This is a genomic window from Streptomyces sp. WMMC940, from assembly GCF_027460265.1.
Taxonomy (GTDB): Bacteria; Actinomycetota; Actinomycetes; order Streptomycetales; family Streptomycetaceae; genus Streptomyces.
In genome coordinates this window covers 4,613,171-4,625,000 of record NZ_JAPZBC010000001.1, presented here as the reverse complement: position 1 = coordinate 4,625,000, position 11,830 = coordinate 4,613,171, and the positions used below count along the sequence as shown (strand labels likewise).

Below are 11,830 nucleotides of genomic sequence, written 5' to 3'. Positions count from 1 at the left end.
GGCGATCGGGGTCGTGGAGATCCTGATGACCTTCGGAGCCGTCGCCTGCATCGCCTCGCTGGTGTCCGCACGCGGGCGGCGTGTCGGCGATGTGTTCGCCGGGACCCTCGTCGTCCGGGAGCGGGTGCCCGCCGCACGGTCCGTGTACGTGCCTGCGCCGCCGCCCTGGCTGCTCGGGCGGTTCACGGAGCTCGACCTGTCCGGTGTGCCGGACGATCTGTGGCTTGCGGTGCGCCAGTACCTGACGCGGATGAACCATCTGGACGCGGAGGTGGGCCGGTCGTTGGCCGAGCGGCTCGCCGTCGATCTGGCCGCGTGCACCGGAACACCCGTCCCGGCCGGTGTGCCGGCGGGAGCGTTCCTGGCGGCTGTGGTGAACGAGCGGCAGACCCGGGACACGCGACGCGCGCATGCGGCGGCGGCCGGGAAGCCCGTGGTGCCGGTGGCCCTTTCGGCCCCGCAGATGCACCGCGCCTACGCGGGGCCGCACCGGGCCTGGCCGGTGCCGACGGACCACTCCGTGCGGGGGACGGTCCGAGGGCACGCGGCGCGTACTGATTCCGCCCCCGCTTCCACCGGCTTCGCAGTGCCGGGCGCCCCCGCTGATTCCGTCCCTGCTGCCGGGCCCGCCCCCGCTCCGGCGTCCTCCCCCGGGCCCGCCGGGGCAGGCAGCGGTGGTGAGGGAGCGGGGCCGGTCCGGGCGGCCACGGGGTTCGCGCCGCCCGCTTGAGGGGCGGCTCGGGAGGACCGTCTGCGGTGTGACGACGCTCCCGGGAGGGCCGGTTCAGGTCCACCCCTTCTGGACGCGGATCCGTTCGGGGAGCGGACCGCTCACGGAAACACGGAGGGTGGGGTCTCCAGGTCCTCGAGCTCGATGCCGGGCGCGGCGAGGACCACGTCGCCGGCGATGTGGACCGTGTGCTGTTCACCGGTGTCCAGGGCGCTGACCTGGTATTCGTCGACGGTCAGAAGGCCGTTGTCAGTGGTGTGCGCTTCACTCTTCACCAGGGCCCAGGACTGGTCGACGGTCAGGGGGGCGAGGACCGGGTCCGTGAAGGCGACAAGACGGACACGCGTGGCGGGGGCACCGGGTGAGAGCCGGAGCAGTCGGGCCGTCGCGACGACGAACGCGGGGGAGGTTCCGGTGAAGGCGTGGGCGCGGACATTTCCTTCGGTGGCGTGCGTGCCGGTGGGGTCGGTGCGCACCCAGGTGACGCCGTCGATGGCAGCGCCGCGGACCTGCCAGCTCGCGGCGTGGAGCTCGAGCCGGATGGGGCGTCCGAGCTCGTCGAGCGCCAGGTCGACGGAGCCCGCGTGTTCTCCGGAGGGGGTGGTCAGCTGGGAGACGTAGCGCCAGCCCGACGGGCCGGGTGCGCAGTGGAAGTGCTCTTCACCGAAGGGGGTGCGATCGTGCGGGTCATGAAGCGAATAGCGGCCGCGGGGCATGGGGGTGCCTGACTTCTCCGGAGTACGGGCAGGCCCCCGGCACGGGGGTGCGGGGGCCTGCCTGGTGCGCTGGTGCCACTGCCGGCGGGAGCGCCCTCCGGTCGGTCGATCGGAGGGCCGCCCGGCGGTGGGTCAGTAGCGGTAGTGGTCGGGCTTGAACGGGCCCTCGACCTCGACGCCGATGTACGCGGCCTGCTCGGGGCGGAGCGTCGTGAGCTTCACGCCGAGCGAGTCGAGGTGGAGGCGGGCGACCTTCTCGTCGAGGTGCTTGGGCAGCACGTAGACGTCGGTCGGGTACGCCTCCGGCTTGGTGAACAGCTCGATCTGCGCCAGGGTCTGGTCCGCGAAGGAGTTGGACATCACGAAGGAGGGGTGACCGGTTGCGTTGCCCAGGTTGAGCAGGCGGCCCTCGGACAGCACGATGATCACCTTGCCGTCCGGGAAGGTCCAGGTGTGGACCTGCGGCTTGACCTCGTCCTTGACGATGCCGGGCACCTGGGCCAGACCGGCCATGTCGATCTCGTTGTCGAAGTGACCGATGTTCCCGACGATCGCCTGGTGCTTCATCCTGGCCATGTCCGAGGCCATGATGATGTCCTTGTTGCCCGTCGTGGTGATGAAGATGTCGGCCTGGTCGACGACCTCGTCCAGCGTCGTGACCTGGTAGCCGTCCATGGCCGCCTGCAGGGCGCAGATCGGGTCGATCTCGGTGATGATCACGCGGGCGCCCTGTCCTCGCAGGGACTCGGCGCAGCCCTTGCCGACGTCGCCGTAGCCGCAGACGACGGCGACCTTGCCGCCGATGAGGACGTCGGTTGCCCGGTTGATGCCGTCGACCAGCGAGTGGCGGCAGCCGTACTTGTTGTCGAACTTCGACTTGGTGACGGCGTCGTTGACGTTGATCGCCGGGAAGAGGAGGGAGCCGTCGCGCTGCATCTCGTACAGGCGGTGGACGCCGGTCGTGGTCTCCTCGGTGACGCCGCGGATCTCCGACGCCAGCCGCGTCCACTTCTGCGGGTTCTCCGCGAGGGTGCGGTTCAGCAGGCGGAGGATGTGGCCGTACTCCTCGCTGTCAGCGGTGGAGGGATCCGGGGCCTCGCCGGCCTTCTCGAACTCGACGCCCTTGTGGACGAGGAGCGTGGCGTCACCGCCGTCGTCGAGGATCATGTTCGGGCCGCCGGTGGGCGAGTCCGGCCAGGTCAGGGCCTGCTCCGTGCACCACCAGTACTCCTCCAGCGTCTCGCCCTTCCAGGCGAAGACCGGGATGCCCCGGGGGTTGTCCGCGGTACCGTCCGGGCCGACGGCGATGGCCGCGGCGGCGTGGTCCTGGGTGGAGAAGATGTTGCAGGACGCCCAGCGCACCTCGGCGCCGAGCGCGACCAGGGTCTCGATCAGCACGGCGGTCTGCACCGTCATGTGCAGGGAGCCGGTGATCCGCGCACCGGCAAGCGGCTGCGACTCCGCGTACTCCTTGCGGATCGCCATCAGGCCGGGCATCTCGTGCTCGGCGAGGGTGATCTCCTTGCGGCCGAAGTCGGCGAGGGAAAGGTCGGCGACCTTGAAGTCCTGACCGGTGGCGACAGTCGTCATTGCGAGCTGCTCCTCAGAGGGGTCGAGGGTGTTCGGGCGGGATGGCTCTGCGGTCGCTACGGCGAAAACGGACACGCGCACGAGCACACACGGGTGCCGCACGTGCGTGTCCGGACGCCGTGGGACGTCCGCAGCGCAGTCCGTCGGAGGCCCTCTCTCCCTCGGCCGGTCCGCTCGGGACCGCCCGACCGCCATCAGCAGCGACGTCTGGCTCTTGTCACGAATCTACACCGATCGCCGTCGCGGCCCACAGCCCGCCCATGCCCGGTTTCCGGCCGGATTCCGGGGCGCGCGGTAATACGGAGGCTCGTGTTCCAAGACTTTTGGTCCAGCCGTCGTGTGGTGCACCATGCTCGTCGCGGATCGGGAAGCCCGCGCGATCCGCACCCTTAGCGTGAGGAGATCTCGTGACCAGTCCGGAAAACGAGCAGCGGAGGACGAGGCTGCTCGCCGTGACCGCCTGCCCCACAGGCATCGCCCACACCTATATGGCCGCGGAGAAGCTCGCGCAGGCCGCGGACGCCCTCGGCGTCGAGATGAAGGTGGAGACGCAGGGATCCATCGGGGCCGAGAACATTCTCTCTGACAACGATGTCAGAGACGCGGACGCCATCATCGTCGCGGCCGACAAGGACGTGGACCTCAGCCGCTTCATCGGCAAGCGAGTGCTCAAGGCCGGCGTGGCAGAGGGCATCCGTCATCCTGAGAGGCTGATCGAGCGGGCGCGCAGCGCGCCGGTTCACGAGGCCTCGGGCCCGACGGCCGCCGGCCCGTCCGGCGCACGCGACGGCGCCGAGGGCGCCGACGGCGGGGACGGTGACAGTGGCGGTGACCGTGGTGGCAAGGAGCGGAGCGTCGCGTACAAGGCGCTGATGAACGGCGTCTCGTACATGATCCCGTTCGTCGTGGTCGGCGGACTGCTGATCGCGGTGTCCCTCGCTCTGGGCGGCCATGCGACGCCGGAGGGCTACGCGATTCCGGAGGGCTCCTTCTGGGAGAGCGTGTTCAGGATCGGCGAGATCGGGTTCCGGTTGATGGTGCCGATCCTGTCCGGATACATCGCCTACGCCATCGCGGACAGGCCGGCGCTCGTGCCGGGCATGATCGGTGGCTGGATCGCGAACACCGGAGCGCTGTACGGCTCCGAGGCCGGCGCCGGGTTCATCGGCGCGATCGTGACCGGCTTCCTGGCCGGATACCTGGTGCTCTGGATCAAGAAGATCAAGGTCCCCCGGTTCGCACAGCCGATCATGCCGATCATCGTGATCCCGATCGTGGCGACGTCGGCGCTCGGCCTGTTCTTCATCTACGTCATCGGAAAGCCGATCGCCTGGGTCTTCGAGCATCTGACCGGCTGGTTGAGCGGAATGACCGGCACCAGCGCGATCCTGCTGGGCGCGGTACTCGGCCTCATGATCGCGTTCGACATGGGCGGCCCGGTCAACAAGACCGCGTTCCTCTTCGGCGCCGGCCTCATCGCGTCCGGCAACCAGACGGTCATGGGCATGTGCGCGGCGGCCATCCCGGTGATGCCCCTCGGGCAGGGCCTCGCCACGCTGATCCGGCGCAGGCTCTACTCGGAGCAGGAGCGCGAGACCGGTATGGCGGCGCTGTTCATGGGCTTCTTCGGTATCTCGGAGGGGGCGATCCCGTTCGCGGCGGCGCGGCCCGCCCAGGTCATCCCGGCGAACATGCTCGGCGGCGCTGTCGCCGGTGCGCTGGCCGGGCTCGCGGGCGTGGAGGACGCGGTGCCGCACGGCGGGCCGATCGTCGCGGTACTGGGCGCGGTGGGGGGCGTGCCGATGTTCTTCCTTGCGGTCGTCGTCGGCACGGTCGTGACGGCGCTGACCACGAATGCGCTGATCGGCGTCAGGGAGCGGGGCGCGGAAGGGGGTGGCGGCGCGCACGGCCGCGTCCCGGCACAGGCCGGTGCGCCGGCGGACGCACGGGACACGGAGGGAGCGACGTTCGCTCCGGCGCTCGCCGGGGCACCGGCCGGTGGAACGCGTACCGGAGGGGCGTCGGCCGAAGGGGAACCGACGCGAGGGACGCGCACCGGTGGTGCGGCGGAGGCCACCGCTGCGGACGCCGAGGACCCCGGCGCCTGCACCGGAACCGGAACCGGAACCGGCAGGGCAGATGACACGGATGAGGCGGATGCCGGATCAGGGTCCGGATCCGGACCGGACGCCGGGGTGCTGTCCGGTCATCTGACCGCCCGTTCCGTGAAGGTCGGGCTCGATGCCACGGACAAGGACGCCGCCATCCGCGAGATGGCCGCGATGCTCGCGACGACGGGCAGGGTCACGGACGTCGAAGGGCTGGTTCGGGCCGCGCTCGCCCGAGAGGACCAGGGCACGACAGGTCTCGGCGAGGAGATCGCCGTCCCGCACGCGAAGACCGACGCGGTCACCGCCCCTGTCGTCGGCTTCGCGCGCTCGCCCGAGGGGGTGGAGTGGGGTTCGCCCGACGGCACGAAGGCACGGCTGATCTTCATGATCACGGTTCCGGAGGCAGCCGCGGGCGACGAGCACCTGCGAATCCTGTCGCTGTTGTCCCGCAAGCTGATGGACGCGGAATTCCGTGGGCGGCTTCTCGCGGCCCCGGACGAACCTGCCGTACTCCGGGTGCTCAAGGACATCGCGTAACGGGGGCTCCGGGCACGGGCTCGGGCACCGATCCGGGCTCCAGCTCGGGCACCGGTGCCGGCACGGGCTCGCGCACCGGTGCCGGCTCCGGGGTCGTGTGACGACGACCCCGGAGATCTCCCGGTCACCGATTCAGGTGGCCGCGCGACGACGCGTTGCGGGGCGGCCCGACCGCGGTCCTCCGAACAAGCGGGGGGCCCGCACCACGCTCGGGTTCCGGTCGTGGTGGTGCGGGCCCCCTCCCGTCGATCGGCGGAGGCGTCGTCGTCAGTGAGCCGGCTCAGGGCCGGGGCCGCCCGGGGACTTGGCCGGGTCCGCACCCGCGGCGGCGGCCTCCTCGCTGTAGATGTCGGGCTCCAGATAGATGACGCGCGCGATCGGGACCGCGGCGCGGATGCGGTCCTCGGCGGCGTTGATCGCCACGGCGACCTGCTCCGCCGTGTTGTCGTGCCGGACCGCGATCTTGGCCGCCACCAGCAGCTCCTCGGGGCCGATGTGCAGCGTGCGCATGTGGATGATGCCGGTCACCGTGTCGCCGTCGACCGTCGCCGCCTTGATCTTCTCGACGTCCTCGACGCCTGCCGCCTCACCGAGCAGCAGGGACTTCGTCTCGGCCGCGAGCACCAGCGCGATCAGGATGAGGAGGACACCGATGCAGAGGGTGCCGATGCCGTCCCACACACCGTTGCCGGTGATCAGGGCGAGGCCCACGCCGAAGAGGGCCAGGACCAGACCGACGAGCGCGCCGAGGTCCTCGAGGAGGACGACCGGGAGCTCCGGGGCCTTGGCGTGGCGGACGAACTCCTTCCAGGAGCGCTTGCCCCGCAGGACGTTGGACTCCTTGATGGCCATCCGGAACGAGAAGGTCTCCGCGATGATCGCGAAGACGAGCACGCCGATCGGCCAGTACCAGTCCTCGATGGCGTGCGGGTGCGCGATCTTCTCGTAGCCCTCGTAGATCGCGAACATGCCGCCGACCGAGAAGAGCACGATCGAGACGAGGAACGCGTAGATGTAGCGCTCGCGACCGTAGCCGAAGGGGTGTTCCGGGGTGGCCGCGCGCTTGGCCTTCTTGCCGCCGAGGAGCAGCAGGCCCTGGTTTCCGGAGTCGGCGACCGAGTGGACGCTCTCTGCCAGCATCGACGAGGAGCCGCTGAAGAGGAACGCCACGAACTTGGCTACTGCGATCGCGAGGTTCGCGACGAGGGCCGCGACGATCGCCTTGGTTCCGCCTGACGCGCTCATGGGTGCGTGGTGTCCCTTCGTTTCGTTCCCGGGGTTCCGTGGTTCCTGCCTCCCCGGGGTTCCGGGGTGGAGCTCCGGCGTTACGGCGGGACATTGTTGCAGCAGCCCGGGCGGACGCCGAGTCAGACCGCCACAGTGGCCCGGAAGACCGTGCCCGTACCGGACAGTTCGGCCTTTTCGCCCGCGGGAACGAACACCGACTCCCCTGCGGCGAGGGTGAGCTCCCCGGCTTTCGGCCGACCCGCGGTCGCCAGCAGGATCTGTGGGGTGGGCAGGGTGAGGTCCACGGGAGCCGCGCCCTCCGGCCGTACGAAGCGGGAGAGCCGGAACTCGTCGATCGGGGTGTCGTACAGCTCCTCGCCTGAGGGCGAGGCCTCGGGCCGCAGGACGCCGGGGTCGCCCGCCTCGAAGCGCACGACGCGCAACAGTTCGGGGACGTCGACGTGCTTCGGGGTCAGCCCGCAGCGCAGCACGTTGTCGGAGTTCGCCATGATCTCCACGGCGAGTCCGCCGAGGTAGGCGTGCGGGACACCGGCTCCGAGGAACAGCGCCTCTCCGGGCTGCAGCCGCACGTGGTTGAGGAGCATGGCCGCGATGACGCCCGGGTCGCCGGGGAAATGGTGCGCGGTGGCGGCGAAGGGGGCGTACGGCCCGCCGAGGCGTTCCGCGGCCGCCGCGGCCTCGGCGACGGTGTGGACCGTCTCCTCCGGGTCGGCGGAGAGGACCGCGGTCAGGACCTCGCGCAGGGCGGCTTCCTCGGGGTGGGCGTGGAGGAGGTCCACGTACGGCTTGAGGGAGTCGACGTCGAGACCGGCGATGAAGTCGGCCGCCTCGACGGGCGGACGGAAGCCGCACAGGCCGTCGAACGGGGTGAGCGCGCAGACCAGTTCGGGCTTGTGGTTCTCATCCTTGTAATTGCGGTGGGGCGCGTCGAGGGGGATGCCGGCCTTCTCCTCGGCGGCGAAGCCCTCCTGCGCCTGCGCGCGGTCCGGGTGGACCTGGAGGGACAGGGGCGCGCCGGCGGCGAGCAGCTTGAGCAGGAAGGGGAGCCGGGGGCCGAAGGCGTCGAGCGCGGGGCGGCCGAGCTCGCGCAGCGGATCGGCTCCGATGATGTCGTGCAGGGAGCCGCGGCCCGTCTGCGACGGGGCACCGGGGTGGGCGCCCATCCACATCTCCGCCTGTGGCTCGCCGGTCGGGGCGATGCCGAGGAGTTCCGGAATGAGCGTGGTGGATCCCCAGGCGTAGGGGCGCACGATGTTGGAGAGGCGATCCATGAGGGGTGATCCTCGACTCGGTACGTGGCGGATGCGTGGCTGGTGCGTGTCTGCAGTGTGACCGGTGCGGTGTGCGTCCGGCCGGTCCGACGGCCCTGCTCCGGGCACGGGTCACCGTGTCCGGAGTACGGACCCTTGCCGGAACGTCGGGTTGTCGTTGGCGGAAACCGGCGGGAACTCCGGGTGCCGGGCCACCGGGTCCCCGAGGCTCGGCGCCGGTTCCGCGGCGCCGGTCGATCCGGTACCGGCACCCCCGGTCCGGGTGCCGGGCCGGTGCGAGGTCAGGCGTGGCCGTTGCTCGCGAGAGCCAGATACCCGGCGGCGAAGTCCGTCACCGCGAGCAGCTCCGCCAGGGTCTCCAGCGTGCTGCCTTCCTCCGGCTCCAGTTCGCTGATGGCGGTGTCGTGGCTGAGCGCGAGCTCACGCGCGGCCGGGGCCGCCGTGAACCCGTTGTCCAGGCTGTCCCGCAGGAGCAGGACCCGTGCCCTGACCGCCTGCGGCTCCTCGACTCGGTCGCGGAAGAAGTCGTCCGGGTCCGCCCCGGCCGCGTAGTCGCCCGCGAGGAGCATGCCGTGGGCCGGTAGCGCCTCGGGCAGCTCCGCGGCGATGGCGGGCCGGCCGGCGAGCTCGGCCAGTACGGCGGCGAACCGGCGGCCGACGGGCCCCGTCGCGCCCTCCGTCCAGATCAGCGGGAGCGTGTCGGCGAGCTCGGCCGCGAGGGTCTTGGCGGGGTTGCTGTACGTGGCGATCGCGGGTCCGCAGCGTTCGGCGATGCGGTCCAGGCGGTCGGCGACGCCTTGCATCACCTCAGGGTCGGCGGGGATCAGGCCGACCCGGTCGAGGAGCGCGAGCAGCGGGATGAACAGGGCCCAGAAGGCGCCGGGGCTCGCCGCGCTCCGGGTCTCCTCGTACAGCTCGTACGGCGCCGTCGCCATCGGCACGACGAGGCCGTGGATGCCGTCGACGGCCTCGGACAGCGGCGAGCGCTGCGGGGCGACGGCGACCACGGTGCAGCCGCGCCGGTACGCCTGCTCGGCGAGCAGGGCGAGTCCCGGCTCGCTGCCGTCGGTCGTGGCGATGAGCAGCAGGTCGACGGAGCCCGCCCAGCCCGGGAGCCCCCAGCGCAGGGCGCCGGCCGCCGGGGCGACGCCGGTGGGGTGGAGGCGGGCGACCGGCGCGGTGGGTCCGGCCAGCTCGGCGAGGAGGTCGGCGACGCCCGTCGCCGCCGTGCCGGCGCCCGCGATCAGGACGGCCCGCGGGCGGCCCTCCGGTGTCAGCTCGGCGATGCCCGCCTCGGCGGCGTGCCGGGCGGCGGTACGTACACGCGCCCCCGCCTCCGCGGCGCCGCGGAGCAGACCGCGGCGGTCGGCGCGGGCGAGGGCTTCCGGGGCGTCGAGGAGTGACTCGTCGAGCATGGGGGTGTGCCTCCGATTCGCCGAACAGCCGGACAGGTGGGGGGCTCGACGCTTACGCGGGGCGGCGGGCCTCGTCCACGAGGAGTACGGGGATGCCGTCCCGGACGGGGTACGCCAGGCCGCAGTCCTTGCCGGTGCAGATCAGCTCGGGGGTTTCGGCGGCCGTCGCGTCGTCGAGCGGAGCGTGGCAGGCCGGACAGGCGAGGATCTCCAGAAGGCCGGCTTCGAGCGGCATGTGGATCGTCCTTTCGAACATGCGGATCGGGCCACGTCAGCCTACCGCCGGGGGGCGGCCGGCGCGGCTCGGCGTGCGGGTGCGGCGGGCGGGGCGGAGACGCCGCGTCGCGCGGTGCGGCCGCGGCTTCGACGCGCTCCGCGGTCCGCTGCGGTGGGCCGGGGGCGGCGGGTCAGCCGAGGGGGCCCGGGGCCGCCGGTCCACCGAGACCGACCGGGACGCCGGGCCCCTCGAGACCCACCAGGTCCCCTGGTCCCCCGGTCCGCGGGTCCACCGAGACCGACCGGGACGGCGGGCCCATCGAGACCGACCCACCAGGTCCCCCGGTCCGCCGGTCCGCGGGTCCACCGAGTGGGGCCGGACCGGCGGGAAGGGGCGGGGCGTCGGAGCGGGGCGCGTGCTGTGCCTCTCCGGTACGGGAGGCGGCGCGGGTCGGTCCGTGGGCCACTCGCCGGTGACCCACGGACCCCCGCCCACCCGCCGGCACCAGGCGTTCCGGGCCGGCCTCAGCCGTTCCGCACCAACGCCAGGACCTCGTCCCGCAGGGCCGACATCGTGGCCTCGTCACGGGCCTCGACGTTGAGGCGGAGAAGGGGCTCGGTGTTGGAGGGGCGGAGGTTGAACCACCAGTCGGCGGTGGAGACCGTGAGCCCGTCGAGGGTGTCGAACGTGACGCCGTCGCGGGACGCGAAAGCCTCGCGGACGGCCGTCGTGCGGCCGGCCCGGTCCTCGACCGTGGAGTTGATCTCGCCGGAGGCGGCGTAGCGGTCGTAGCGGCCCACCAGGTCGGACAGCGGGCCGTCGTGGGTCCCGAGGGCCGCCAGGACGTGGAGGGCGGCGAGCATGCCGGTGTCGGCGTTCCAGAAGTCGCGGAAGTAGTAGTGCGCGGAGTGCTCACCGCCGAAGATCGCGCCGCTGCGGGCCATCTCCTCCTTGATGAAGGAGTGCCCGACGCGCGTGCGGACCGGCGTGCCGCCCTGCTCGCGCACGACCTCGGGCACCGACCACGAGGTGATCAGGTTGTGGATGACGACGCCGCCGCCGTGCCTGGCCAGCTCGCGGGCCGCGACCAGGGCCGTGATCGCCGACGGGGAGATGCCTTCGCCGCGCTCGTCGACGACGAAGCAGCGGTCGGCGTCGCCGTCGAAGGCGAGGCCGATGTCCGCGCCCTCCGCGCGCACCCGCTGCTGGAGGTCCACGAGGTTCTTGGGGTCGAGGGGGTTGGCCTCGTGGTTCGGGAACGTTCCGTCCAGCTCGAAGTACATCGGGACGAGCTCGACCGGCAGGGAGGCGAAGACCTTCGGGACGGTGTGGCCGCCCATGCCGTTGCCCGCGTCCACGACCACCTTCAGCGGGCGGATCGTCGCAAGGTCCACGAGGGAGAGCAGGTGGGAGGCGTAGTCGTCCAGGGTGTCGCGCTCGGAGACCGTCCCCGGGGCGGTCGCGGGGGCGGGGGCACCGGACGCGCGCCAGGACTCGACGAGCTCTCGGATCTCCGTCAGGCCCGTGTCCTGGCCCACCGGGGTCGCGCCCGCGCGGCACATCTTGATGCCGTTGTACCGGGCGGGGTTGTGGGACGCCGTGAACATCGCGCCCGGCAGCGCGAGCTGACCGGAGGCCGAGTACAGCTGGTCCGTCGAGCAGAGACCGATCATGGTGACGTCGGCGCCGCGGGCAGCGGCACCCCGGGCGAAGGCGGCGGACAGACCGGGCGACGAGGGCCGCATGTCGTGACCGACGACGATGGCGTCGGCACCGGTGACCTGGACGAAAGCGGACCCGAACAGCTCGGCCAGCGACTCGTCCCACTGGTCCGGCACCACCCCGCGCACGTCGTACGCCTTCACGATCTGTGACAGATCAGCAGCAGAGGATGCAGCCACGGCCCAACCTTCCCGAATTCCCTGTGGTCGCAACAAACTACCTGTCGGGGCGGGGGCAGCCGGGGCCAGGCCCGAGATTCGGGACGGATCGGCA

General features: G+C 71.9%; 9 protein-coding genes (1 of these 9 only partly in view). 2 read left to right on the top strand and 7 right to left on the bottom strand.

Features of this window, described 5'->3' with window-relative positions; translation table 11 throughout:
- A protein-coding gene (locus O7595_RS20355) for an RDD family protein (RefSeq protein ID WP_269730085.1) crosses the window boundary here: on the top strand, nucleotides 1-730 show its 3' portion. 329 nt of this gene lie to the left of the window's left edge; only the last 730 of its 1,059 coding nucleotides appear in the window; its start codon lies off the left edge, out of view; it ends in the stop codon at nucleotides 728-730.
- A gap of 101 nt (nucleotides 731-831) precedes the next feature.
- Here the strand turns inward: O7595_RS20355 and O7595_RS20350 are convergent, their stop codons facing one another.
- On the bottom strand, nucleotides 832-1,446 hold the full coding sequence (locus tag O7595_RS20350; RefSeq protein ID WP_269730084.1) for a hypothetical protein: 615 nt from the start codon (nucleotides 1,444-1,446) through the stop codon (nucleotides 832-834).
- A 132-nt stretch (nucleotides 1,447-1,578) separates the two neighbouring features.
- Nucleotides 1,579-3,036, bottom strand: coding sequence for an adenosylhomocysteinase (gene ahcY, locus O7595_RS20345; protein ID WP_269730083.1), 1,458 nt, complete (start codon nucleotides 3,034-3,036; stop codon nucleotides 1,579-1,581).
- Nucleotides 3,037-3,488: 452 nt separating this feature from the next.
- Here ahcY and O7595_RS20340 point away from each other — a divergent pair, with 452 nt between their 5' ends.
- A complete protein-coding gene (locus O7595_RS20340; protein ID WP_443071847.1) occupies nucleotides 3,489-5,684 on the top strand; it encodes a fructose-specific PTS transporter subunit EIIC in 2,196 nt (731 codons plus the stop codon).
- A gap of 267 nt (nucleotides 5,685-5,951) precedes the next feature.
- Here the strand turns inward: O7595_RS20340 and O7595_RS20335 are convergent, their stop codons facing one another.
- From O7595_RS20335 to O7595_RS20315, 5 genes are all read right to left on the bottom strand, one after another.
- Nucleotides 5,952-6,929, bottom strand: coding sequence for a cation diffusion facilitator family transporter (locus O7595_RS20335; RefSeq protein ID WP_269730081.1), 978 nt, complete (start codon nucleotides 6,927-6,929; stop codon nucleotides 5,952-5,954).
- 122 nt (nucleotides 6,930-7,051) lie between these two features.
- Nucleotides 7,052-8,203: a mannose-6-phosphate isomerase, class I gene (gene manA / locus O7595_RS20330; protein WP_269730080.1), complete on the bottom strand. Its 1,152-nt coding sequence runs from the start codon at nucleotides 8,201-8,203 to the stop codon at nucleotides 7,052-7,054.
- A gap of 281 nt (nucleotides 8,204-8,484) precedes the next feature.
- Nucleotides 8,485-9,618: an SIS domain-containing protein gene (locus O7595_RS20325; RefSeq protein WP_269730079.1), complete on the bottom strand. Its 1,134-nt coding sequence runs from the start codon at nucleotides 9,616-9,618 to the stop codon at nucleotides 8,485-8,487.
- A gap of 52 nt (nucleotides 9,619-9,670) precedes the next feature.
- Nucleotides 9,671-9,853, bottom strand: coding sequence for a Trm112 family protein (locus tag O7595_RS20320; RefSeq protein WP_138054901.1), 183 nt, complete (start codon nucleotides 9,851-9,853; stop codon nucleotides 9,671-9,673).
- A 506-nt stretch (nucleotides 9,854-10,359) separates the two neighbouring features.
- Entirely contained in the window at nucleotides 10,360-11,736 is a 1,377-nt protein-coding gene (locus tag O7595_RS20315) for a phosphomannomutase/phosphoglucomutase (protein ID WP_269730078.1), read from the bottom strand.
- Between the last annotated feature and the right edge of the window lie 94 nt (nucleotides 11,737-11,830).